Annotated in this window: 19 protein-coding genes; 13 read left to right on the top strand and 6 right to left on the bottom strand. The window is 46.4% G+C overall.

The annotated features are described in order from the left end of the window. Positions 1-662: 662 nt before the first annotated feature. Positions 663-3,851: a pectinesterase family protein gene (locus tag F7D73_RS12030; RefSeq protein WP_153125028.1), complete on the bottom strand. Its 3,189-nt coding sequence runs from the start codon at positions 3,849-3,851 to the stop codon at positions 663-665. A gap of 276 nt (positions 3,852-4,127) precedes the next feature. Here F7D73_RS12030 and F7D73_RS12035 point away from each other — a divergent pair, with 276 nt between their 5' ends. Further along, on the top strand, positions 4,128-4,826 hold the full coding sequence (locus F7D73_RS12035) for a hypothetical protein (protein WP_153125030.1): 699 nt from the start codon (positions 4,128-4,130) through the stop codon (positions 4,824-4,826). Positions 4,827-4,947: 121 nt separating this feature from the next. Here F7D73_RS12035 and F7D73_RS12040 read toward each other — a convergent pair whose 3' ends face one another. Beyond that, positions 4,948-6,762 (bottom strand): pectate lyase, encoded by a 1,815-nt coding sequence (locus F7D73_RS12040; protein ID WP_153125032.1) that lies wholly within the window; start codon positions 6,760-6,762, stop codon positions 4,948-4,950. A gap of 19 nt (positions 6,763-6,781) precedes the next feature. Continuing rightward, a complete protein-coding gene (locus F7D73_RS12045) occupies positions 6,782-9,355 on the bottom strand; it encodes a glycoside hydrolase family 88 protein (protein WP_153125034.1) in 2,574 nt (857 codons plus the stop codon). 247 nt (positions 9,356-9,602) lie between these two features. Here F7D73_RS12045 and F7D73_RS12050 point away from each other — a divergent pair, with 247 nt between their 5' ends. Then, on the top strand, positions 9,603-10,199 hold the full coding sequence (locus F7D73_RS12050) for a sigma-70 family RNA polymerase sigma factor (RefSeq protein WP_153125036.1): 597 nt from the start codon (positions 9,603-9,605) through the stop codon (positions 10,197-10,199). Here F7D73_RS12050 and rpe read toward each other — a convergent pair. Next, positions 10,196-10,861, bottom strand: coding sequence for a ribulose-phosphate 3-epimerase (gene rpe / locus F7D73_RS12055; protein ID WP_153125038.1), 666 nt, complete (start codon positions 10,859-10,861; stop codon positions 10,196-10,198). The genes F7D73_RS12050 and rpe overlap by 4 nt on opposite strands. A 44-nt stretch (positions 10,862-10,905) precedes the next feature. After that, the gene (locus tag F7D73_RS16355; RefSeq protein WP_262884889.1) at positions 10,906-11,034 is read right to left on the bottom strand and encodes a hypothetical protein; all 129 of its coding nucleotides are present in this window, start codon (positions 11,032-11,034) and stop codon (positions 10,906-10,908) included. 528 nt (positions 11,035-11,562) lie between these two features. Here F7D73_RS16355 and trpD point away from each other — a divergent pair. The 7 genes from trpD to F7D73_RS12090 all read left to right on the top strand — a co-directional run bounded on the left by trpD (position 11,563) and on the right by F7D73_RS12090 (position 18,548). Then, positions 11,563-12,570 (top strand): anthranilate phosphoribosyltransferase, encoded by a 1,008-nt coding sequence (trpD, locus tag F7D73_RS12060; RefSeq protein ID WP_194256912.1) that lies wholly within the window; start codon positions 11,563-11,565, stop codon positions 12,568-12,570. A gap of 153 nt (positions 12,571-12,723) precedes the next feature. Further along, positions 12,724-13,530, top strand: a complete 807-nt coding sequence (trpC, locus tag F7D73_RS12065) for an indole-3-glycerol phosphate synthase TrpC (protein WP_153125039.1) — start codon at positions 12,724-12,726, stop codon at positions 13,528-13,530. 133 nt (positions 13,531-13,663) lie between these two features. Then, positions 13,664-14,293: a phosphoribosylanthranilate isomerase gene (locus F7D73_RS12070; RefSeq protein WP_153125041.1), complete on the top strand. Its 630-nt coding sequence runs from the start codon at positions 13,664-13,666 to the stop codon at positions 14,291-14,293. A 19-nt stretch (positions 14,294-14,312) separates the two neighbouring features. Then, positions 14,313-15,089 (top strand): tryptophan synthase subunit alpha, encoded by a 777-nt coding sequence (trpA, locus tag F7D73_RS12075; protein ID WP_153125043.1) that lies wholly within the window; start codon positions 14,313-14,315, stop codon positions 15,087-15,089. A gap of 132 nt (positions 15,090-15,221) precedes the next feature. Further along, a complete protein-coding gene (trpB, locus tag F7D73_RS12080; RefSeq protein ID WP_153125044.1) occupies positions 15,222-16,421 on the top strand; it encodes a tryptophan synthase subunit beta in 1,200 nt (399 codons plus the stop codon). A gap of 27 nt (positions 16,422-16,448) precedes the next feature. Further along, positions 16,449-17,909, top strand: coding sequence for an anthranilate synthase component I family protein (locus tag F7D73_RS12085; RefSeq protein ID WP_153125046.1), 1,461 nt, complete (start codon positions 16,449-16,451; stop codon positions 17,907-17,909). 75 nt (positions 17,910-17,984) lie between these two features. Beyond that, positions 17,985-18,548: an anthranilate synthase component II gene (locus F7D73_RS12090; protein WP_153125076.1), complete on the top strand. Its 564-nt coding sequence runs from the start codon at positions 17,985-17,987 to the stop codon at positions 18,546-18,548. Positions 18,549-18,647: 99 nt separating this feature from the next. Here F7D73_RS12090 and F7D73_RS12095 read toward each other — a convergent pair whose 3' ends face one another. Then, positions 18,648-19,628: an ROK family protein gene (locus F7D73_RS12095; RefSeq protein ID WP_153125047.1), complete on the bottom strand. Its 981-nt coding sequence runs from the start codon at positions 19,626-19,628 to the stop codon at positions 18,648-18,650. Positions 19,629-19,789: 161 nt separating this feature from the next. On the opposite strand from F7D73_RS12095, the gene F7D73_RS12100 reads away from it, so the two are divergent. From F7D73_RS12100 to F7D73_RS12115, 4 genes are all read left to right on the top strand, one after another. Beyond that, a complete protein-coding gene (locus F7D73_RS12100; RefSeq protein ID WP_153125049.1) occupies positions 19,790-20,467 on the top strand; it encodes a LysE family translocator in 678 nt (225 codons plus the stop codon). 76 nt (positions 20,468-20,543) lie between these two features. Beyond that, complete coding sequence (locus F7D73_RS12105; protein ID WP_153125051.1) at positions 20,544-21,098, top strand: DUF4924 family protein; 555 nt, start codon at positions 20,544-20,546, stop codon at positions 21,096-21,098. Positions 21,099-21,181: 83 nt separating this feature from the next. After that, positions 21,182-22,768: a peptide chain release factor 3 gene (locus tag F7D73_RS12110; protein WP_153125052.1), complete on the top strand. Its 1,587-nt coding sequence runs from the start codon at positions 21,182-21,184 to the stop codon at positions 22,766-22,768. Between the two features lie 101 nt (positions 22,769-22,869). Next, positions 22,870-24,675: a chloride channel protein gene (locus F7D73_RS12115; RefSeq protein WP_153125054.1), complete on the top strand. Its 1,806-nt coding sequence runs from the start codon at positions 22,870-22,872 to the stop codon at positions 24,673-24,675. The last annotated feature ends 26 nt before the right edge of the window (positions 24,676-24,701 follow it).

Genomic DNA, 24,701 nt, shown 5'->3' on the forward strand with positions numbered 1-24,701 from the left:
TTTAACTTCTGAAAGAGGCTCATTCCACTTATTGCCTAACTATGGCACAATATTGCCCTCAACTGGGGCAACTTTTTGCCATTGCCGGGCACAAAATGATGCGTCGGGAGAAAAATTTCGGGATGTCTACCTTCGCCATTCGAAATATGCTTTCCGGCTGCAGGAAGCGTGGTTTTGTTCGTGAAAAACCTTACTCTCAATTTTACCCTTCACCCTTCACCTTTTCGTCTGAAACCCCGATAAACACTGGGGGCATGAGAGGTGAAGGGTGTTTTTGAATGTAGCTTTCTATCCACCGCCGCCTGAATTTTCTATCCAGTCTTCTCAACTCTGGGTGCTAGAAAACTTTTATGTCTCACAATACGGGGTTAGCCGACGGCTTACACTGAGTTGTTACGAAACGGAAAAGAGAGTGTGTCATAAGTTCATGACGCACTCTCTTCTTGTTGGTATATTACTGAAATGTTGTTGGAACAGATAGTATAAGTTTCTAGGATAGTTAGTATCTTCGGCCGCACAACAGCTGTTGTGCGCTTGCATATCAGCTGATATGCGCTTGCACAACAGGTGATGTGCATGTGGTAGTCAACTGTTGTGCGCTAACTGTTTTCTAGACTTATGACCGCCTCTCCTTGAACAAAAACAGAGGCGGTCCCTTTCCTTTATTTCATGATAACTTTTTCTGTCTTCTTGCTACCATCAGCAAGAGTCTTCACAACGATGTTGATTCCTTTCTGAAGACTGTTTTGCTGAGTACCGCTTATTGAGAAGATGGCTGTGCTTACGGTGGCTGCTTCATCTGCAGCAGCAATGTTCTTGATGCCGGTAACAACAGAAGTCATCTTACCGAAACCACCCATCTCGTTGGCAGCACGAACGCTCCATGTACCTGTAGCACCGGCAATGCCGAGTGACTTCTCTGCTGTCATGGCGAAGAACTTGCCGTCTTTCAATACGATGTACATCTGTGCATCACCTTCCCAAGCGAGCTTGCCATTGCTTTCTGTTGCTGCAGTTGCAGACTTCTGAGCTGCGAGGTCGGCTGGCTTCCAGTTGTTGAATACCTTGTCGAGGCTGAACTCGGCTGCCTTCTCGGCTGTGATGATGGTGTTGTACTCGCTAACTTCCTTATCCTTTGTAAACTTCACGATGTTCTCGGCAGGAGAAATCACCTTGCCGTTCTCATCAACAGTGTTGTACTCGAAGAAGTTCTTGGCAACCACGTTCATACCACCTGTTGTCCAGCGGGTTGAAGCAATGTTGGCTGCTGCGTTCTTGTCGAGGATGGTGTTGAGGAAAGCACACTTGGCAGTTCCACCCCAAGAGCGACCGAAGGTGAAGCTGTCAGTAGCTGAACCTACAATCTTACATCCGTCAAATACATAACCATAATCACTTCCGTCTGTGTAAGGAGCTGTGATGTATGAACCCTTACCTGGTTCCAATGTCAAGGTACACTTGTTGAAGAATACATCGCCACCACCGCAGATGAAGTCTACGATTCCGTGGATGTCTGAATTCTCGAAGTAGTACTGACCCTTATTATTGTTGCTATAGTAAGTATCCTGGTATGATAGCATCTTCACGTTCTTGCAGATGGTCTGGGTACCCTTATCCTGGAGGCAGACGGCACGGCCGGTGCTCTTGTCGAATGGATAAGCATTCTTCAGGGTGAGATCCTGCATGTAGAGACCTGTGCTGGTATTGAACAATGTTGCAGTAACACCGATTCCCTCTACCTCAGGCTTGTTCACGATGATGGTGTTGTCCATGCTCTCGCCGATGATAGAGATGTTGTTGCCACTGATAGTAGTGAGACACTTGTCTCCGAGATCGTATGTGCCGTTAGGCAAGAAGATGAATGTACGTGTTGCGTTGGCTGCTGCATTGTTGCCGTTAGCAATTTCGAGAGCTGTCATAAAGCCCTGTGCGTCGCCCGCCTTTACTTCCATCCAGTTACCGTTCTGAGCGAAGGCTGGATTGGTCATGTTGACGATGCTGAGGCTGTGGATATATGTATCTCCTCCTTCGAAGGTGAGGGTATATTCACCACTCTCGGTTGATTCGTTCTGGAGAATACCGAAGTTGCCGTCCTTTGTTGCCTTTGCATCAATAGAACTTACTTCATTTCCCTTAGGATCGAGGAGGGTAATCTTACCAGTCTTAGAATATTGGCAGAGGTTCATCTTGATGTAACCCTTACCGCCCATCAATACCTTAATCTTGCCGTTTGATTCGAATACCCAACCGTGTGTAGTATCGTGCCACTTGCCGTTTTCTACAGAAATAGCTTCATGGTCGTTGATGTCGAAACCTTCCTTGGTGAAGTTGTAGTCGTAACGGGCTGTTGCATTGGCAGTCTCTATATCAGTTACGAGTGCATAGAGTGCTGCATCTGAACTAATGACAGAAGAAGTGGTGAACTTCTTCTCATCCTGCTTCAAGGAAGAAGACCATCCGCGGAACTTCTTGCCGTCAGCTACAGTTACCTTGTTTTCTACTCCTTCTACGAAAGCTTCAATTTCTGCATCCTGTTCTACTGCCTGTGTGCCGATAACAGTCTTGCCGTCTATATTATAATAGGTGAGGGTGAAATCTGGCTTGAAGCCTACGGTCAACTCATAGGTTACTTCGTCACCGTTAGCCTCTACTACGATAGTTGCTACAGTCTTCAGGTTGGCACCTTCGCCTGTAGTGGTGTAAGTAGTGCTCTTGATGGTTCCGTTGGCTGTAACGAGATCGGTAAGAGGGTTAGACTCTGTGATGAGCTTAGCCTTCTTGGAAACAAGAATAGTTGCGATTTGCTTGCCTTCTGCATTCTCCTCGAAGAGGTCGGCTGCCTGGTAAGCCTTGCCGTTTACTGCGAAACTGCCCAGCATTGGAGTCTTGCTCATATCTACATTACCATAGATTGCGAGGTCAGTAACGTAAGCGTTCTGACCGAGAGCAAAGTTCTCGAACTTAATCTGACAGTTGGTACGGTTTACGTCGAGTGTCAGATCCTCACCACTTGCTTTTACGATAGATACGTTGTGGATTACTACCCAGTCATCATCGCCGTCGCCCTTTACGGATACTTTGATACCACGATTGCCGCCGGTAGCAGCCTGGTGCAGTGTTATCTTGGTGATGCTTGCCAATGGAGAGGTTACTGCGCTTGGTTCAGCTGTTGTGTATTGGTTTGGATACTTAGCTGTAATCATATATCCAGTACGGTCAGGGAACTTAGCCTGATTTCCCGTAGGGTCAACACCCACTCCGTTGAATGTAAAGGTAAATGCCTCCTTGCTGTAAAGGGTTTTGAGATTTACCTTTACATCTGTAGCTTTTGTGTTGTCTATTTTCTCCCAGTTGGTGAAGTCGGTAGTGTAGAGTGCCTTCTCCTGAATGGCACTAACCTGAACCACCTTTACATTATAAAGGTAGCAACCACCAGTTGCCACAACCTCAACATAGCCCTTAGCCACTTCTGCTGTAGTAGCTTTGTGGTCAGTTGCGTCTTCTGTTGCAGCTATACCACCGATGGTATAGTTGTGGTAGCCATGGCAACTGGTTACAGTGACGATGTCCTTTGCTGACTTGACAGGTACCTGAAGGATGGTTCCGGTGTTAAACTGTGCGTCGGTGGTTCTTCCTTTCAGTTTGCCATTGGTTGCATCTACATGTAGTAGAATGCCGTCAACTGTAGAGGTGATGTCTCCTACTTTACCTTGAAAATTTGTTGCTGTGTTGATTCCTTCTGGCACGTTGTGCTGGAAGTCCCAAATAGCAGTTACGTCTTGCGCCTTTGCAATAAAAGCAAAGACAAGCAACAGGCTTAGAAGCCCGAATCTGAGTAGATTTTTTTTCATTTTGTTTGCCTTTAGGTAATTATATAATATTTATACTTTCGTTTTTTAAGTTTATAGATGCAAAAATACACTTATTATTTTTATTTTCAGTTCTTTTTCTTCTTAATTTCTTGTAAAAGCTACGTAATCGTTTTCGTTGTTTTTGTTAATTTTGGTTCACGTTTTTCTTGTGTTCTCAAAATGATTTGTTAATTTTGCCATCGGAATAAGCAAAAAATGAATTAAACTTAAATAAGTTATTCACGACTATTTTTTAAACTTAAAAACAGATAGATTATGAAGAAATTTTTTACTCTTATCGCAGCTGTCGCTATGGCTGCAAGTATGAACGCTCAGGGCACTTATGCAGTGCAGGTGGGTGACAATGTGAAGGCTGGTGATAAGATTACATCAGTAGAAAACATCACTTTGACTTATATGGAAAATGCTGGTACAGCTTACGCTACAGCTAAGGCTACTAGTAACTGGGGTGACGCAGACTTCGTGGCTTATGTATCTGGTAAGAACAATGGTAAGTTGGTATCTGATGCTGAGCCAACAGGTTGTGTTTACAAGTTCGAGACCGCAAAGGCTGGTTCTCTAACAGTAGGTGTTCAGTTGAATGCTAATAAGGGTTTCCATATCCTGGATGCAGCTTTTGCTGAGGTTACTCCTGTTTCTTATAATTTGCCAAGTGCTAAGGACGGTGATTCTCAGACTTTCGCACAGAACGAAAAGGGCGAGAACATTGTTTCTGCAAAGTCTAATGGCGTTGTAAAAATCAATGTTGCTGAGGGTGGTACATACTATATTCTCGCTGCTGGTACAAAGTTGGGCTTTTATGGCTTCAAGTACGAGGTTGGCACATCAACAGGCATCTCTTCTATCGAGGCTACTTCTGCTCAGAATGGTAAGACATACAATCTCGCTGGTCAGCAGGTTTCTGACTCTTACAAGGGCTTGGTAATCAAGAACGGCAAGAAGTACGTAAAGTAATCAAAAGAATATAAGATTTTAATTGACGAAATATCGTTAATCAATTTTTTTCATTGATTTAATAAAAATCGCCCGTGTCCAGTATTCGTTTACTGTAACACGGGCGTTATTTTTTGTTATTTTATTTGATAACCTTATCTGTTAATACCTTGCCATTTCTGAAAACCATCTTGCGGATGTTGATTCCAGTTTGTGGAGCAGAAAGGAGTGTTCCGTCGAGACTGTAGTAAGTCACTTTGACCAATTCGCCAGGATTGATAACCGGATAATCGCTGATGCCTGTTGGATTCTTCCAGGCAGGATAATATTCATCCACAGCGTTAGTTGCGTCTGCATTACTAGTCTTCATGATGTCTTCGACCAGCGAATTGGCATAGACTTCCAGATTGGTATAGTAACCTTTCTCATCAAGAGAGTAGGTGAGAGCATCGCTCGCATCGTTCGGATTCAAGCCGTTTGCTGTCTCCCAATCGTCAGGGATTCCGTCATTGTCAGTGTCAAATCCCTTAGGACGACTACCGGTTGCGAAGGTCTTCTCTGTATAACCGTTTACGTCCGATACCTTATCTATAATGCCAGGCGACTGAGTGATGCTTCCCTTATACTGTGCCGTTCCCGTCTTGGCCTCTTCCATGTAGCGGGCATCAATCTCATCGCGGAAGAGTGAAGCTCCGGCGTTAGCCAATACTTTGCTGAAAGCTTCATCGGCTGTATGAGTAGTAATCATGCCTGTAGGAGCCGGTTCGTCCATCTTAATCTTGACGCAGGAAACTCCGTTGATGGTCTTATGTTCTACCGCATCACCATAAAGATTCTTCTTGTCGGCTGAATAAATCTCATTATTGTAAGTATAAGTACCCTTGTCATAGCTTACGCCCTTCCAGTCTTTGTTCTTTGTAACAGATCCTTTGGTGGTTTCTGTGGTGTTGCCATTGATAAAGTATCTGCTGGTCATTTCGTAGAACTCAGGATGGTTCTTGGCAGAATTACTGCTGGTTGATACGGTTACCAGGGTAATTCGCTCTTGGTTTCCTCTTTCCTTGCCTGTGCTTACATCTACCTTGATGCCGTTCTGGGTTGTACCTTTCAAACTCTGGCTAGGACCTGCCTTATAGTAATTGTTGACGATATTGATCTGTCCACCTCCAGGACCACCATAGCAGGTTCCTTGTGCATTATAGATGACGCTGTTGCGGAAATCTACATTCTCTGCCTGGACGGTGTTCTTCCATTTGTAGGTGGCGTAGTCCTGATTGCTATTGTAACCGGTCCATCCGTAACGGGCACCGTTGAAGCGGGGACCACGGTTCATCAGATGGCCCAGGAAGTTGTGGTGGAAGCTGGCTAGCTTTCCGCCCCAGATACCACCGTAGCCATGGGCACCCTTGGAATGCCCCGGATTGGTAAGACTCTCAGCAATGGTACACCACTGCATGGTGAAATTGTTGTTGTCGTAGAAGGAAGCCACCTCATCGATGCTCCAGCTGAAGGAACAGTGGTCGAAGATGATGCCTGTCTTGTTGCGCTGCCATGTAGCATCTGCTCCGTCATTGATGTTCTTCTCCTCTCCGCGTCGTATGCGAAGGAAACGGATGATATTGTTGTTTCCCGGTTGCACTGTAAAATAGCGCAGGGTGATGCCCGGCGAAGGAGCAGTCTGTCCGAGGATGGTGATGTTATCTGCTATCTTGAGATCAGATTTCAAAGCAATGACGCCAGCCACATCGAAGACGATGATTCTTTTACCAGACTTGACAGCCTCTCTGAAAGAACCGGTTCCGCTGTCGTTGAGGTTGGTTACATGTACTACTTTTCCGCCTCTTCCGCCCGTTACGTATCTTCCGTGACCTTCTGCGCCCGGAAAGGCTGGGGCTTGTGCTAAAGCAGCAGCACTTACCAGTGCTGCTGCCATGGTTGAGAATATTATCTTTTGCATTATTATCTTGAAAAATGAATTATTTGTTCAATCCCTGCTGTTCCATTTCAAGGCTAGCCCAGATGAAAGGACCAACGCCCTTGGCATCGTTGTCGCGGATAGGCTCGCTCATGTAGTAGTTGAAGCTGCCATCCCGCTTGTAGTTTGGCTTCTTGACGTATGGACCAGGGCCAGGACCGAGACCACTTACAGAGCAGCACTTGGTAAGACTGATGGTCTTGTCTGGGTTCACCTTGATGAACTGGTTCAGAATCCCGTTATAAGCCTTTACGCCAGCATCACGGTATTTCTCTGAGAGGTATCCCTTTCGGTAACCCTTGAGCAATACATAAGCAAACATGCTTGAAGCTGTACTCTCCAGATAGTTGCGAGGGTCCTTGACGTCCATTACGTCATACCATACGCCTGTAGCCTTATCCTGGTATTTCACTACGCTAGCCATCGCCTTGTTCAAGAGCTTGATGACCTCACCGCGGCGAGCGTAATTCTCTGGCATTGCATCGAGACATTCAGTCATTGCCATTACATACCATCCCAAGGCTCTAGCCCAGGTATGCTGGCTCTTACCGTTCTCCTTGTCTGCCCAGAACTGCTCGTGAGTCTCATCCCAGGCATGCTTCCAGAGCTGGGTCTTCTCGTCGTAGGTGCGGAGGTCGGTCTTGATCATCTGGTCTACCGCATCGTTCAGATACTTCTCTGCCTTCTTTGGCTTCATGGTCTGTACGGCATAGTTGCAGTAGAAAGGTAAGCCCATGAAGATACCGTCGAGCCAAACCTGGTTGGCGTAGATAGCCTTGTGCCAGTAAACGCCTTCCTTGGTGCGAGGCTGGTTGACAAGCTGCTTGAAGAGAGTCTTCAAAGCTTTCTCAGTGCCCTTGGTTGGAGCGATGTTATGCATGCGGAGGATAAACTTGGCTGTTCGAACATTGTCGAGGTTGAAATCCTCATATTTGTAGCCGGTGATGTTACCCTTCTCGTCAATCATGGTCTGAGGATATTCCTTCAGATATTCGAGGATAGCCTCGTTGCCTTCCTTGTATGCTTCGTAAGTATCGAGCATACCTTCCATCTCGATGCCCATTACGTAACTCCACTTTGGCTTCTTACTGAAATCAAGGAGATAAGAATGAGGAACACGCTTCATCTCGCTGTGGGTAAGCCACTCGGAATAGTTCTTGTATGGCTGCTCGCCTGCGTTGAGAACAAGAGAACCGTTGATGTAGAGGTTGTCGAACTTCACGTTGCGGGTCTTGCCTGTAATCTTGACTGGCTGCTTCTGCACACCGTCGAACTTACAGTTCTTGATGTTGATGTCGTAAACATTCTCTACAGCGTCACGGCCAATGATGAGAACACCATAGTTGCTCTTCTGGCAGGTAACGTCTTCGACATTCACATTGCGAACGGTTGGTTCGAAACCACGGTAGCAAACTTCCTTAGACTCGTAATCGAGGTTGATTTTTACTACAGCTTCGCCACACTGACCTACCTTGATACGGCGCATGTTGATGTTCTGAATCAGTCCGCCACGGCAATTATTGGTCTTGATGCGGAGGATACGGTCCAGATGCGGAGAGTCCATCTCGCAGTCTTCAGCGTAGACATTCTCGCATCCGCCGGAAATCTCAGAGCCGATAACCACACCTCCGTGACCATCTTCCATCTTGCAGTTGCGGATGATGATGTTCTTGGAAGGCTGGTTCCAGAGACGACCGTCATTGTTGCGACCGCTCTTGATGGCGATGCAGTCATCGCCAGTATGGAAGATACAGTTCTGGATGAGAACATTCTCGCATGCCTCAGGGTCGCAGCCGTCACCGTTAGGACCTTCGTTCCAGATGTAAACCCCATCTACGGTAATGTTCTTGCAGAGGAGAGGGTGGATAACCCAGAAAGGAGAGTTGATCATCTTGACATCCTTGATGAGGATGCGTTCGCTGCGAACGAAGTTGATGAGCTGAGGACGGAGCCCCTGACCCATACCGAACTTTCTTTCATCAAAGGCCACGCCGTCTTCTGCCTGCTTCAGCAGTTTGGAGCGTGAACCCAACTTCTGGCTTTCGGTGGTTACTCCAGCCTTGAATCCGAAGCGTGGATTTCCGTTCCACTGCCACCAGGTGTCGTTGTTGCCGCCACCATCGATGGTACCTTTACCTGTAATGGCGATGTCTTTAGCCTGGTAAGCATAGATGCATGGAGAGTAGTTCCAGCAAGCCAAGCCTTCCCAAGAAGTGCGAACCAATGGATAGAGCTTTGGCTCGAAGGCAAAGCGGAGTGTAGCACCCTCTTCGATAACGAGATTGACTCCCGATTTCAATTCGATGGCTCCAGTGTTCCATGTTCCAGCAGGAATCACCACCTTGCCACCTTTCTTGGATGCAAGTGAGATGGTACGGTTGATTGCCTTCTGGTTCTGTGCAGCAGAAGCCGTTGTCTTAGCGCCATACGATGTAATGGCGTAAACTTTTTCACTCAATTTTGGCTGTTGGATGCTCTGCTCAATACGTTTGTATTCTGTATCATCCCATCCAGCTGCATACGAACAGACAGGAAGGAGTAAAGCCACCAACAAAGATTTCAGTAATTTGATCATTGTTTGCTTTTAGATTAAATTAATACTGTGTAAAGTAGTTTATATCACCTTGCAAAGATACATAATTTATTTATATAAACGAGTTTTCTGTATGTTAAAAAAGTGTTTTTTATGAAAAATAACCGGTTTTTCTTTGTTAAATAAAAATTAATTGCTACCTTTGTAGCGATAATTAACATTTATAATACAATAAACAAGGAGATAGCCTATAGATTGGACATTTACTTAATACAAAATAATTAAGAAAATGAGAATACTCGAAGAAATGACAGATGAGGAGTTGGCTTTGGCTTATGTCGAAGGCAACAACAAGGCTTTTGACCTTTTGCTTTCACGCAATGAGGTGAAGCTTTTCTCATATATTATGTTTGTGGTACATGATGAGCAATTGGCAAACGATATCTTTCAGGAAACATTTGTCAAGGCCATCGTCAAGTTGCAGAACCGTTTGTATTCCACAAGCGGTAAGTTCAGCTCTTGGCTCATGCGTATCGCTCATAATGTAATCATTGACGGCTATCGTGAACAGGGCCATTTCCGTATGATAGATCAGGGTGAGAACAACGACTTGTCCTGCCTTCGCGGTGATTCTATCCTTGATAGTTTTGCTGAGCGCGAAATGATTAGAAACCAGGTGTTGGATGATGTTCAGAAACTCATGATGTATCTGCCTGCCAATCAGCGTGAAGTGGTCTATATGCGATATTATCAGCAAATGTCTTTCAAGGAAATTGCCGAAACAACCAATGTCAGTATCAATACCAGTCTGGGCAGAATGCGCTATGCGCTCCTTAACCTGCGTCGTATGGCTAAGGAGCACCATATCTGCTTGCAGCTGGATTAGTCGTCCAGCTGTTTCAGTTCTTTCATTGCATGGATGACGGAGCATGGGTCTGTACTCTTGAATACATAACTTCCGCTCACCAGAACGTTGACTCCGGCTTTTACGAGTCGTGGAGCCGTTTCTGCTTGTACGCCACCGTCTACCTCTATGAGGGCATGGCTTCCGCTTTCCTTGATCAGCTTGCGGAGGCGCAGAACCTTCTTGATGGTGTTTTCGATAAACTTCTGTCCTCCGAAGCCCGGGTTCACACTCATCAGAAGTACCATGTCTACATCACAGATGATATCTTCCAATACGCTTACGGGTGTGGAAGGATTCAGTGTAACACCCGCTTTCATTCCTGCAGCATGAATCTGCTGGATGGTACGGTGCAGGTGGGTGCAAGCCTCATAGTGAACGTTCATCATCATTGCGCCTGTCTTGGCAGTCTGTTCGATGTACTGTTCCGGGTGAACAATCATGAAGTGAACATCCAGTGGTTTGGTGCAGACTTTGGCTACAGCTTCAAGGACTGGGAATCCGAAGGAAATATTTGGTACGAAGACACCGTCCATAATGTCCATATGGAGCCAGTCTGCTTCACTCTTGTTGATCATTTCTACATCGCTCTTTAAGTCAATGAAATTGGCAGAGAGGAGTGAAGGTGATATTATTGTTTTCATCTTTATTGAGATTGATGTTTTAAGACCCTTGGGTCGTTTGAATTCTAGTTGACATAATACGCCTGCTGGGATTCTTCTTTATCGAATGCCCGATAGGTGTATGCCAGCTTCTTGATGAAATAGATAGTCTTGGCAGACGGTCTCTTTTTTTCCGAAGTAAATAAATGCTTCATAGGCGTATTATTAAATGATTATTCTATTCTTACTATATTAATAACGATGTGCGTTTGGCTTTATTATATTTCCATGCATTTTTTTCTCTATTTTTTTCTTTTGCCTGCCTATTCGGTGCATTTTCTTCTATATATAATAAGGTATATGGAAACTTTTTATGTTGAAAAGTGTATGAAAACTAACTTTTTTCTGTTAAATACCTAAATTTTCTGATAAAAAATTTGTTATTTAACAGAAAAAGTGTACTTTTGCAAACGAATAGTTATAGTGACTATGATAATAAAGTAAAAAAAATAAAATACAATACAATTATGATGAATTCATTCGTATCTACAGCATGGTGGTGGCGTAACTCAAGATTTAAAAAGTCGTGAGTCGCGAACCCGTGTATGGATATGAATCCTAAGATACTAAGGGCCTGCCGTAACTTACGACAGGTCCTTTTTCTATATTCTAAAGTACTGTATCGTATTTTTCAGATAGTGAGTATTAATATAAAATAGATAAACAGATAGGAGATAATGATTATGGAAATGAAGAATATCTTGAACAGAATGTTGAATCATGAAGAGTTGACTCGTGAGGAAACCAAGGATATTATCATCGGTATTACAAAGAGCGAGTTTCCTGAGGAACAGATTACCGCTTTGCTTACTGGTTTGCAGATGCGTGGCGTTACGGTGGATGAGTTGCTCGGCTTCCGTGATGGTATTTTGGCTACTGGTGTACCTGCCGTCCTGGATTGCGACCGCTATATTGATGTTGTAGGTACAGGTGGCGACCGCAAGAATACTTTCAATATCTCAACCACTTCCTGCTTTGTGATTGCCGGTGCCGGTTATAAGGTGGCTAAGCATGGCAACTATGCAGCAACTTCCGTAAGTGGAGCTTCTAACGTGATCAAGAATCACGGTGTGCAGTTTACTGACGATATGGACAAGTTGAACCGCAGCATCAATGAGGCGGGTATTGTTTATCTCCATGCTCAGCTTTTTGCCAAGGCAATGAAGTTTGTGGGTCCTATCCGCAAGGCTTTGCAGTTCCCTACGGTGTTCAATCTCCTGGGTCCTTTGGTTAATCCTAGTCAGCCTAAATGTCAGCTCTTGGGTGTTGCCAATCTGGATCAGATGCGCCTTTACAATCAGGTTTATCAGAAGATAGGTATTGATTACGGAATCGTGAACAGCATTGACGGTTATGATGAGATTTCATTGACCAGCGATTTCAAGGTAACCACCAATAACTATGAAAAGATTTTCAAGCCACAGGATCTCGGTTTTGATTTGGCTAAACCGGAAGAGGTAAGAGGTGGAGCTACAGAGGAAGAGGCTAAGGATATCTTCGATGCAGTACTGGAAAACCGTGCGCTTCCTGCTCAGAAGAACATCGTTCTGGCTAATGCTGCCTTTGGAATTCAGGTGATGGAGAAGGGACTGAAGAGCATCGAGGAATGCGTGGAGATAGCTAGAGAAAGCATCGACTCCGGTAAGGCGCTAGCTACATTCAAGAAGTTCGTGGAGCTGAATAGAGACTAAAAACTGGGGGAATCCGATGGACTGGGGGGAAATCCTATGGAATCGGATTCAACGGTGGTCCAGAGGGGGGACTTGATTCCTGTTTCTGTTTTTCAGGGAGGATAGGTAATCATAAAGTTCAAAGTTCAAGGTTAAAAGTTCAAAGTTGAAAAAATGGCTGATATATTAGAAGAGATAGTGGCACATAAGAGGATTGAGATAGAGCAGCGCAAGCGCTTTATCCAGCCTCGCCAGATGATAACCCTCACCGAGCAGAAGATGCAGGAGAATGGGGGAAAGGTGATGGGAGGAAGTATGAAGGAGGCGCTGGTGAATTCTGAGACAGGAATCATCGCCGAGTTCAAGCGCAAATCGCCAAGTAAGGGGTGGATCAAGGAGGAAGGCAAGCCTAGCATCATTCCTTTGAGCTACCAGAAGAATGGAGCTTCTGCCCTGAGTATCCTTACCGATATCGATTACTTCGGTGGTTATGATGAGTATATCCAGGAGGCGCGCCATGTGGGTGTTTCTATACCTATATTATATAAGAACTTCGTCATCGAGGAATATCAGCTCTTGCAGGCTAGATATTGCGGTGCTTCTGCTGTATTACTCATTGCGGCTTGCCTCAGTAAGGAAGAATGTAAGCGGCTGATGAACATGGCTCACCAGCTGGGGATGGAGGTGCTGCTGGAGATGCATAACGAGCGAGACTTCGAGTATGCGGAGCTGGAGCCGGATATGTATGGAATCAACAACCGCAACCTGGGTACCTTCGTTACGGATGTTGAGAATAGCTTCCGCTTGGCAGAGAAACTTCCGAAGAATGTATGCAGGGTGAGTGAGAGTGGAATCTCCAATCCGCTGACCGTTCGCCGATTAAGAGAAGAGGGCGGTTTCCGTGGTTTCCTGATGGGTGAACAGTTCATGAAGCAGGCTGACCCGGGAATTGCGCTTCAAGAGTTTATCTCTAAATTATAGGACTTTCGCAAGTTTTTCTCCTTACGCCCTAAAGGGCAGAAGCTCCTAGCCCAGGGCAACGCCCTGGGTATAGATAGCCGTCAGCAATGCGCCCTGTAAGGGCAAAAGCTTTAGAATCATAAATAATAATATAATGTTAGTAAAGGTTTGTGGAATGCGTGAACCTGAGAATATAGAGCAGGTTGCGCAACTCGGCGTAGACATGATTGGATTCATTTTCTATCCTAAGTCTCCACGATATGTTAGCCAGGCGGTGTCTCGCTCGGATGCTGACCGGAAGGTTTGCAGAGTGGGAGTCTTCGTGAATGATTCCATTCCGGATATGGTGGATAGGATTCATTCCTTCTCCCTGAATGCGGTGCAACTGCATGGCGGCGAGAGCAGAGAAGTTTGCGAACAGCTGCGTGAAGCCAACGGGGAGATTAAGATAATCAAAGCCATCAGTGTTTCCGATGCTGGGGATATTCAGAAATATAAGGAGTATGTAGGCGCTGTTGACTACTTTCTTTTCGACACCAAATGTAAGACGGTGGGTGGAAGTGGTCAGCAGTTTGATTGGCAAGTTCTCGATGAATATGATGGCGATGTTCCATTCCTGTTGAGTGGTGGCATTGGTCCGGAGGATGTTTCCCGCGTTCGTTCTTTCCATCATCCCGAATGCATCGGTATCGACCTCAACTCCAGGTTTGAGATAGAACCAGGGGTGAAGGATGTGGAGAAACTCAGGAAATTCCTTTTAAAAGGTAAAAAAGTAAAAAGGTAAAAAAGTAAAAAAACAAAAAATGAACAAGATAAATGCATTGTTTGCTAACAATAAAGACCGCAAGCTTTTGAGCTTGTATTTCTGTGCTGGCTGCCCAACCTTGGAAGGTACCGGCGATGTGATTAAGGCGATGGAACGTAAGGGCATCGACATGATTGAGGTAGGAATCCCTTTCAGCGATCCATTGGCTGATGGACCTGTTATTCAGAGCGCAGGTACCAAGGCCTTGAAGAACGGAATGACCGTGAAGAAGCTCTTCGGCCAGTTGAAGGCTATCAAGGATGAAGTCCAGCTTCCATTGGTACTGATGGGTTATCTCAACCCTATCATGCACTATGGCATCGAGGAGTTCTTCAAGAGTTGCGTAGAGAGTGGAGTCAGTGGAACCATCATTCCTGATCTTCCTTTTGATGATTATCTGAAGGTGGTGAAGCCGATTGCTGACAAGTACGATATCCGTGTCATCATGATGATTACTCCGGAAACCAGCGAGGAGCGCATCCGCTTTATCGATGAGCATACCGATGGCTTCATCTATATGGTCAGCTCTGCCAGTATCACGGGTGCCCAGAGCAACTTCGGTGATGCCAAGCTCGCTTACTTCAATCATATCAACAGCATGAACCTCCGCAACCCTCGCATGATTGGTTTCGGCATCAGCAACAAGCAGACGCTTACCAGTGCGCAGGATAATGCCGCCGGTGCCATCATCGGCAGCAAGTTCGTGACATTGCTCAATGAGACCCTGGATCCAGACAAGGCACTGGATGAACTCTTCGAGGCACTCAAACATTAACATTGAACATTGAACTTGGAACTTTGAACTTTATGATATGCTGTCTTGGTAATCATAAAGTTCAAAATCCAAGGTTCCAAGTTCAAAGTAAGAGAGTAATCATAAAGTTCAAAATTCAAAGTTCAAAGTAATATGTATCAAGTTGACGATAAAGGATTTTTTGGAAAATTCGGAGGAGCTTACGTTCCTGAAATATTATATAAGTGTGTAACAGAACTCCAGCAGGCTTACAAGCCTATCATCGAGAGCGAGGAGTTCAAGAAAGAATATCATGCCCTGTTGAAAGATTACGTGGGCCGTCCTTCACCTCTTTATTATGCCAAGCGCATGAGCGAGAAGTATGGCTGCCAGCTCTATCTGAAGCGTGAGGATCTGAACCATACCGGTGCACACAAAATCAATAACACCATTGGTCAGATTCTGATGGCAAAGAAGATGGGCAAGACCCGTATCATCGCCGAAACGGGTGCCGGCCAGCATGGCGTTGCTACTGCCACCGTCTGCGCCCTGATGGATATGAAGTGCGAAATCTTCATGGGTGCCACCGATGTAGAGCGCCAGCATACCAACGTGGAACGTATGAAGATGCTGGGTGCCAAGGTAAACCCTGTTCGCACAGGTAATATGACCCTGAGCGATGCCTGCTCTGAGGCCATCCGCGACTGGTGCTGTCACCCACAGGATACCTTCTACATCGTAGGTTCCACCATGGGTCCGCATCCTTACCCAGATATTGTGGCAAAGATGCAGAGCGTCATCTCTGAGGAACTGAAATGGCAGTTGGAGGAGAAGGTTGGTCGCGATTATCCTGATTACCTCATCGCCTGCGTGGGTGGCGGAAGCAATGCTGCAGGTACCATCTATCATTACATCGATGATGAGCGTGTTCAGATTTATCTGGCTGAGGCTGCCGGTCATGGCATCGATACCAACTATACCGCTGCCACCATGCATTGCGGAACAGAGGGAATCATCCACGGTGCCCGCACCCTGGTGATGCAGACAGAGGATGGTCAGATTGAGGAAGCCTTCACCATCAGTGCCGGTTTGGATTACCCAGGCATCGGACCTATGCACGCCGACCTTGCTACCCGTGGAAGAAGTCATGTGCTTGCCATCAAGGACGATGAGGCTATCTATGCCGGTTATGAGTTGACCCGCATGGAGGGTATCATCCCAGCCATTGAGAGCGCACATGCAGTGGCAGCCTTGAAGAAGATGAAGTTCAAGAAGGACGATGTCGTTGTCCTGACCGTTTCAGGCCGTGGCGACAAGGATGTGGAGACGTATTTGAGCCATAAGGAAATGGCAGGAGAATATGGCAATTTCTAAAGCATGATTTCAATCAATAAGAGAAAAATGGCAAAGTTTAATTATAAGACAGTAACCCGCAAGATTCTTGCTGACCTCTATACGCCGGTGGGAGTCTATATGCGATTGAGAGATATTTATCCCCAGTCGGCTCTGATGGAGAGTTCCGACTATCATGGTTCCGAGAACTCCAGATCCTTCATCGGTGTTCATCCGTTGGCAAGTATCGCCGTGAGCCATGGCGAGGTGATCAAGATCTATCCTGACGGCAGCGTAGAAAAGGAAACGCTCCCTGCTTTCGGCGAAGGAAAGGGCGAGCAGTGCAAGCTCGCCATCTCCAAGTCAATCAATGATTTCATCAAGAGTTTTCATGTAGAAGGTGAGAGCAAGGACTTCTGCGGCTTGTATGGTTTCACCACCTTCAATGCTGTGAGATATTTCGAGAATATCCCGGTAAAGGATACTACGATGGAGAAGAACGATGCTCCGGATATCTATTATATAATGTATAAGGATATCATCGTTTTCGACCACTTCAACAATACGATGGAGTTGATTGCGCTTCAAGAGAGTCAAGAACGAAGAGTGAAGAGTGAAGAATCTTACTCTTCACTTCCTGAGCTCGATGCCCTGCTCAAGGCCGTGAACAAGGCGAACGTGAAGCCTTATGATTTCCATCCAGTGGGCGAAACATTTTCTACCCTTACCGATGAGGAGCATAAGGAGAACATCCGCAAGTGCATCCAGCACTGTCTGCGTGGTGATGTCTTCCAGATTGTTGTCAGCCGTCGCTTCATCCAGAAATACGAGGGCGATGACTTCAAGCTCTATCGTGCCCTGCGCAGCATCAACCCATCGCCATATCTCTTTTATTTCGATTTCGGAGGATTCCGTATCTTCGGTTCTTCACCGGAAACCCACAACCGCATCGTGGGCGACAAGGCGTTTATCGACCCTATTGCCGGAACCACCAAGCGTACGGGCGATATGGAGCAGGATAGAAAGGCTGCCGAATTCCTCCGCAACGACCCGAAGGAGAATGCTGAGCACGTGATGCTGGTAGATTTGGCGCGCAATGACCTGAGCCGCAACTGCCATGGCGTGAAGGTAGATTTCTATAAAGATATGCAGTTCTATAGCCACGTCATCCACCTGGTGAGCCGTGTGAGCGGAACCCTGGATCAGGATGCCGACCATATCAAGGAGTTTATAGATACCTTCCCTGCCGGTACCCTGAGCGGTGCTCCAAAGGTAAGGGCGATGCAGATTATCTCCGAACTGGAGCCTCATAACCGTGGAGCCTACGGTGGCTGTATCGGTTTCATCGGCTTGAATGGTGATTTGAATCAGGCTATCGTTATCCGAACCTTCATCAGCCGAAATGGCGAACTCTGGTTCCAGGCAGGAAGTGGAGTAGTGGCGAAAAGCAACGACCAGTATGAGCTGGAAGAGTGTAATAACAAGTTGGGCGCATTGACCAAGGCGATACATATTGCAGAGAAGCTTTAGGTAGTGATTAGTGAGTAGTGATTAATGATTAGTGAGGAATAATCACTAATAAATAATCAATAATAAATAATGAAGATGAAAGTAGTAATCATAGATAATTACGATTCCTTCACCTATAATCTGGCACATCTGGTGAAGGAGTTGGGAGCAGAAGTTACGGTTTATCGCAATGACCAGTTCCAGTTGCGCGAGCTGGAGCCATTCGATAAGATTATATTGAGTCCGGGTCCGGGAATCCCATCCGAGGCGGGTTTGCTAATGGATGTCATCAAGAAGTATGCGGGCATCAAGCCGATGCTGGGCGTCTGTCTGGGTCATCAGGCTATCGGCGAGGCGTTTGGTGCCAAGTTGACCAATCTCTCTGAGGTTTATCATGGAGTGGCAACACCCTGTACACAGTTCGGCAACGACCCGATTTTCCGCGGTATGGATAAGCGTATAGAGATTGGCAGATACCATTCTTGGGTGGTAGACCGTACCGGATTTCCTGAGTGTCTGGATGTAACCGCCGTGAGCGATGATGGTTGCATCATGGGATTGAAGCATAAGAATTATGATATTCACGGCATCCAGTTCCATCCCGAGAGCGTGTTGACACCAGAAGGAAAGACCATTGTCAAGAACTGGTTGTTTGACTAGTAGGATATATAAAAAAGTAAAAAGCTTGACGCTCTCACGAGTGCCAAGCTTTTTCCATCTTAAAAATAGATGATGACCTAAGTGTTATATTATAAAATTCTACAATTCCCAACCCACAGCGCTTGCACCAAGTACAGCAGCTGAGCTACCATCGAGGGTAGAAACAAGGAATTTAGCCTTGCCCTTGTAAATCTTCAATACGTTCTTGTCGTAAGCTTCCTTCAAAGGCTTCATCAGGAGATCGCCAGCCTTGGTCAGACCACCGAAGAATACGAATGCCTCAGGAGCAGAGAATGCTGCGAAGTTAGCACAAGCCTCACCCAGCATCTTGCCGGTGAAGTCGTAGATGCTCTTAGCCAAAGCATCACCCTTGCCTGCAGCCACACTTACGTCGTATGAAGTAATATCTTCTGGCTTCATATCGCGGAGCAATGAAGGCTCATCTGTCTTCTGAAGGAATTCACGGGCAGTGCGAGCTACACCGGTAGCAGAGCAGTATGCCTCCAGGCAACCCTTGCGGCCGCAGCCACATGGACGACCTTCCTCACCAGGAACCATGATTACGTGACCCAACTCGCCAGCGAAACCATCGCTTCCGTAAACCATCTGACCGTTGATGACGATACCAGAACCCACACCAGTACCGAGCGTGATATCGATGAAGTTCTTCATACCGCGAGCCACGCCATAAGTCATCTCGCCGAGAGCAGCAGCGTTGGCATCATTGGTCAAAGCAACAGGAATGCCACCGAGAGCCTTGCTGAAGAGATCAGCCAATGGCACAACGCCATCATGAGCCCAAGGCAGGTTTGGAGCAAATTCGATAGTTCCATTATAATAATTGCCATTAGGTGCACCGATACCCATAGCCTTAATCTTATCGAGACCACCAACGGTATCGATTACAGGTATGAGCGCCTCAGTTGCAGCCTTTACATAGTCGTCTACATTATCATAGCCCCCAGTTTTAATAGCTGTTGTAGCTTTGATTTCTCCACGTGCATCTACGATGCCGAAAACAGAGTTAGTACCACCGAGGTCTAATCCGATAACATACGGTTTCATTGCATTTTCAGTCATGTTATTCTTTAAAATTAGTTAGAATGTTATTAATTTTGACGCAAAGATATATAAAAGTAGTCAAAAAAACAAGATTTATACGATAAAAAAATGTGAAAAGCGAATATTTTATTAGAAATATAGTCGAATATGCTCGAAATTTTGTATCTTTGCCAGCTGTTATGAGTTTAGCATTTCCAATAGAGATAAATATTCTTGATTTCATATTCAAGGGAATTATCATAGGCGTGATTGCCTCGGCTCCAATGGGACCCGTTGGCATCTTATGTATCCAGCGCACTTTGAACAAGGGGCGTTGGTATGGTTTCGTTACGGGTATCGGTGCCGCTTTGAGCGATATTGTCTATGCGCTCTTTACGGGTCTCGGTATGAGTTTTGTGATGGACTTTGTGAATAACGCCCAGAACAAGTTCTATCTTCAGATTTTTGGAGGTATCTTGTTGCTGGTATTCGGTGTTTATTGCTTCAAGAGCAATCCGATGAAGAATATGCACAAGTCGAGCAATAAGCAGGGCACGCTTCTGCATAACGGCATTACTGCGTTTCTGGTTACGCTCAGCAATCCGCTCATCGTATTCCTCTTTATGGCTACGTTTGCACAGTTTGCCTTTGTGGTGCCCGATATGCCGATAGAGATGAGTGTGGGCTATCTGAGCATCGTTTTCGGAGCTTTGCTGTGGTGGTTCGGACTCACCTGGCTCATCGATAAGATCAGGGGCAAGTTTGATACCAATGGCATCCTTATTATTAATAAGGTGATAGGTAGCGTGGTTATCATCTTCTCGCTCATCGCATTGGTGGGAACGGTGTTCAATCTCTACCATCTTCCTGAATTCTAGGAGAATTTAGACAGACCTTTAAACAGAAGAAGGCAAATCATAAAGTTCAAAGTTCAAAGTAAAGAGTTCAAAGTATATGTTTGTAGCAAAAGAATTAAGAAAGAAGAGTATCGCTGAATACCTCTTATATATGTGGCAGATTGAGGATATCATCCGTGCTTACGGCTGCTCGCTGCCTGTTATCAAGAAGAATTATATCGAGCGTTTCGATTTCACTCCTGAACAGAAGGACGAGGAGATAGACTGGTTTGGCAACCTCATCCGCATGATGAACGAAGAGGGCAAGCGTGAGTATGGTCATCTCGATATCAACCGAGTGCTCCTGCAGGATGTCATCGACCTTCATGCCCGTTTGCTCCAGAGCAGCAAGTTCCCTATCTACAATGCTGAATACTACAAGGTTCTGCCGTTCATCGTAGAACTTCGAAACCGTGGCGATAAGGAACTCAACGAGATAGAAACCTGCCTCGATGCCCTCTATGGTGTGATGATGCTGCGCTTGCAGAAGAAGCCGATTACGCCCGAAACCGAGCGTGCCATCAAGGAAATCACCGTCTTTGTCGGTCTTTTGAGCGATTACTACATCAAGGACCGCACTGAAGGCTTGAAGTTCGAAGACGACGACATGTAGTGATTATTTTTTAGTGATTAGTGATTATTTTTTAGTGATTACTTTTTAGGATATACATATTTTATAATATATATATATAACAGATGAAAGAGATTGAAAGAAGAAGAACATTTGCCATCATTTCGCACCCTGATGCAGGTAAGACAACTTTGACCGAGAAGTTCCTGCTCTTCGGTGGACAGATTCAGGTGGCTGGTGCCGTTAAAAATAATAAGATTCGTAAGACAGCTACTTCCGACTGGATGGATATCGAGAAACAGCGCGGTATCTCTGTTTCTACTTCCGTTATGGAGTTTGATTATCTTCCTGATGGACAGACCGGTGATCCTTACAAGGTGAATATCCTCGATACTCCGGGTCACCAGGACTTCTGTGAGGATACTTACCGCACGCTTACTGCAGTAGATTCAGCCATCATCGTGGTAGACTCTGCCAAGGGTGTGGAGGCTCAGACCCGCAAGCTGATGGAAGTGTGCCGTATGCGCAATACTCCTGTTATCATCTTCATCAACAAGATGGACCGTGAAGGTCGCGACCCATTCGATGTGCTCGATGAGCTGGAGGAGGAATTGAAGATTCATGTACGCCCATTGTCTTGGCCTATCGGTCAGGGCGCCCGCTTCAAGGGTGTTTACAATATCTATGAGCATCAGCTCAACCTTTTTACACCTAATAAGCAGCGTGTTACAGAAAAGGTTGAGGTGGATATTCAGTCTCAGGAACTCGATGAGCGAGTAGGCGAGCGCGAGGCTAGCCAGTTGCGCGAGGAGCTGGAACTGGTAGATGGCGTTTACCCTGAGTTTGATGTGGAAACCTATCGCTCTGCCGAGGTTGCTCCGGTATTCTTCGGTTCAGCGTTGAATAACTTCGGTGTGCAGGAACTTCTGGACTGCTTCGTGCAGATTGCCCCATCTCCAAAACCAACCCAGGCAGAGGAGCGCCTGGTAGATCCTGAGGAGCCTAAGTTCACCGGTTTCATCTTCAAGATTACCGCCAATATCGACCCTAACCACCGTTCCTGCATCGCCTTCTGCAAGATATGCTCAGGTAAGTTCGTGCGCAATCAGCCTTATTACCACGTGCGTCTCGACAAGACCGTGCGCTTCTCTTCGCCAACCCAGTTCATGGCGCAGCGCAAGAGTACCATCGACGAGGCATATCCTGGCGACATCGTAGGTTTGCCGGACAACGGCATCTTCAAGATTGGCGATACCCTTACCGAGGGCGAGAAGATTCACTTCCGTGGATTGCCATCGTTCTCACCACTTCTCTTCAAGTATATCGAGAATGATGATCCAATGAAGAGCAAGCAGTTCCAGAAGGGTTTGGAGCAGCTCATGAACGAGGGTGTGGCTCAGTTGTTCGTCAACCAGTTCAACGGTCGCCGCATCGTGGGTACCGTGGGTCAGCTTCAGTTTGAGGTTATCCAGTATCGCTTGGAGAACGAGTACAATGCCAAGTGCCGCTGGGAGCCTGTTCACCTGCATAAGGCATGCTGGATTGAGGCAGACGACGAGAAGGAGCTGGAGAGCTTCAAGAAGCGTAAGTATCAGTATATGGCAAAGGATATCGAGGGCCGCGATGTGTTCCTCGCTGATTCAGGCTACGTATTGAGTATGGCTCAGCAGGACTTTGAACATATCAAGTTCCACTTTACATCGGAATTTTAGTACATTGAACATTGAACTTGAAACATTGAACTTTCTGATATGCAGTCTTGGTAATCATAAAGTTCAAAGTTCAAAGTTCAAAGATTAAAGTTAAAAGTTAAATGGATGAAGAGTTAACAGGATACAAACAGGGCTGGATGGCGAAGCTGGTTGCCTGGCAGAAGGAGCATATCTCCGACAAGCAGATGACCTTGATTCTCGCCTTCCTCATTGGTCTGCTCGCTTCGGTGGCAGGCTTCTTCTTGCATGCCATCGTGCATGAGATACAGTTTTTGCTCACTTCCGGGTTCGAGCAGGGCACTTACAATCTGCTCTTCCTGCTGTTCCCTATCGTGGGTATCTATCTCACATCGCTATTTATCAAATATGTGGTGCGCGATAATATTTCGCATGGTATTACAAGAGTGCTTTATGCCATCTCTACCAAGAATTCCCGACTCAAGGGACATAATTGCTGGTCGTCAGTGGTGGCATCCGGTATCACCATCGGTTTCGGTGGTTCCGTGGGAGCCGAGGCACCTATTGTGCTCACCGGTTCTGCCATCGGTTCCAACCTGGGCCAGATATTCCGGATGGACAAGAAGACGATGATGCTTCTGGTGGGATGTGGAGCCAGCGCTGCCATTGCCGGCGTGTTTAAGGCGCCGATAGCCGGACTGGTGTTCACGCTTGAGGTGCTGATGGTTGATTTGAGCATGGCATCGCTCCTGCCAATCCTGATTTCGTGCGTTACGGCTACCTGTTTCACCTATATCTTCAGTGGTGACAGCTCGCTGTTCGACTTTACGCTGACTAACCCCTGGGAGCTCGACCGCACTCCGGCATGTATTCTGCTGGGTGTATTCTGCGGACTGGTGAGTCTCTATTTCATGCGCACCATGTCAATCTGCGAGGGATTCTTCGGCAAGCTGAGCCAGTATCCATACGCCAAACTGCTGTTTGGTGGACTCATCCTCAGTACGCTCATCTTCTTCTTCCCGTCGCTCTATGGCGAGGGCTATTCGGCAGTGAATATCCTGCTCAAGGGCAGCAACGAGGCAGAGTGGGGGCAGGTGATGAACCGTTCGCTGTTCTCTGGTCAGGACAATCTGCTCATCTTCTATATAGCGCTGGTCACCTTTACCAAGGTATTTGCCACTTCGGCAACCAATGGTAGTGGCGGTTGCGGTGGAACCTTTGCCCCTTCGCTCTTTATCGGCGGATTTGCGGGCTTCCTCTTTGCCCGCTTGTGGAATGTCTATCAGGTAGGCGTTCATGTGCCTGAGCAGAACTTTGCGCTGATGGGTATGGCTGGTCTGATTACGGGCGTGATGCATGCTCCGTTGACGGGCATCTTCCTCATCGCCGAACTTACGGGCGGCTATCAGCTCTTCATGCCGCTGATGATCGTGTGCATCTCTTCCTTGCTCACCATCAGCATCTTCGAGAGCCATAGCATCTACGCCCTGCGACTGGCTAGGGAGGGCAAGCTGCTCACTCACCACGTAGACCGTTCTGCGCTTACGCTGATGAGCATGCAGAGCATGGTAGAGAAGGATTACCACGCCATCAGTCCAGATCTGCCGATGAGCAAGCTGGTGAGCGAGATTTCGAGAAGCAACAACAACTTCCTGCCTGTATTGAACGATGCGGGGTTATTGGAAGGTGTAATTGATATCACCCGCCTCCGTCATATCATCTTCCGCACGGAACTGTATAATCACTTCAAGGTAAGTCAGCTGATGATTCAGCCTTCTGCCACCCTGAGCGAGAATGAGCCTATGGACGAGGTGATGGCCAAGTTCGACAAGACCGATGCTGCCCAGCTGCCAGTGGTAGATGTGAACGGCATACTGAAGGGATATATCAGTAGAACCAAGATTTACGAGGTATATCGCCAGATAGTTGCGGATATGTCGGCAGAATAGGGTAAGTAGTGAAGAGTGAAGAACGA

Source organism: Segatella copri (genome assembly GCF_009494395.1).
In the GTDB taxonomy this organism is placed as follows: domain Bacteria; phylum Bacteroidota; class Bacteroidia; order Bacteroidales; family Bacteroidaceae; genus Prevotella.

Coding starts and splice junctions, on each gene's coding strand:
- F7D73_RS12030 (WP_153125028.1), bottom strand. CDS start 3,851: ATGAAAAAAAATCTACTCAGATTCGGGCTTCTAAGCCTGTTGCTTGTC.
- F7D73_RS12035 (WP_153125030.1), top strand. CDS start 4,128: ATGAAGAAATTTTTTACTCTTATCGCAGCTGTCGCTATGGCTGCAAGT.
- F7D73_RS12040 (WP_153125032.1), bottom strand. CDS start 6,762: ATGCAAAAGATAATATTCTCAACCATGGCAGCAGCACTGGTAAGTGCT.
- F7D73_RS12045 (WP_153125034.1), bottom strand. CDS start 9,355: ATGATCAAATTACTGAAATCTTTGTTGGTGGCTTTACTCCTTCCTGTC.
- F7D73_RS12050 (WP_153125036.1), top strand. CDS start 9,603: ATGAGAATACTCGAAGAAATGACAGATGAGGAGTTGGCTTTGGCTTAT.
- rpe (WP_153125038.1), bottom strand. CDS start 10,861: ATGAAAACAATAATATCACCTTCACTCCTCTCTGCCAATTTCATTGAC.
- F7D73_RS16355 (WP_262884889.1), bottom strand. CDS start 11,034: ATGAAGCATTTATTTACTTCGGAAAAAAAGAGACCGTCTGCCAAGACT.
- trpD (WP_194256912.1), top strand. CDS start 11,563: ATGGAAATGAAGAATATCTTGAACAGAATGTTGAATCATGAAGAGTTG.
- trpC (WP_153125039.1), top strand. CDS start 12,724: ATGGCTGATATATTAGAAGAGATAGTGGCACATAAGAGGATTGAGATA.
- F7D73_RS12070 (WP_153125041.1), top strand. CDS start 13,664: ATGTTAGTAAAGGTTTGTGGAATGCGTGAACCTGAGAATATAGAGCAG.
- trpA (WP_153125043.1), top strand. CDS start 14,313: ATGAACAAGATAAATGCATTGTTTGCTAACAATAAAGACCGCAAGCTT.
- trpB (WP_153125044.1), top strand. CDS start 15,222: ATGTATCAAGTTGACGATAAAGGATTTTTTGGAAAATTCGGAGGAGCT.
- F7D73_RS12085 (WP_153125046.1), top strand. CDS start 16,449: ATGGCAAAGTTTAATTATAAGACAGTAACCCGCAAGATTCTTGCTGAC.
- F7D73_RS12090 (WP_153125076.1), top strand. CDS start 17,985: ATGAAAGTAGTAATCATAGATAATTACGATTCCTTCACCTATAATCTG.
- F7D73_RS12095 (WP_153125047.1), bottom strand. CDS start 19,628: ATGACTGAAAATGCAATGAAACCGTATGTTATCGGATTAGACCTCGGT.
- F7D73_RS12100 (WP_153125049.1), top strand. CDS start 19,790: ATGAGTTTAGCATTTCCAATAGAGATAAATATTCTTGATTTCATATTC.
- F7D73_RS12105 (WP_153125051.1), top strand. CDS start 20,544: ATGTTTGTAGCAAAAGAATTAAGAAAGAAGAGTATCGCTGAATACCTC.
- F7D73_RS12110 (WP_153125052.1), top strand. CDS start 21,182: ATGAAAGAGATTGAAAGAAGAAGAACATTTGCCATCATTTCGCACCCT.
- F7D73_RS12115 (WP_153125054.1), top strand. CDS start 22,870: ATGGATGAAGAGTTAACAGGATACAAACAGGGCTGGATGGCGAAGCTG.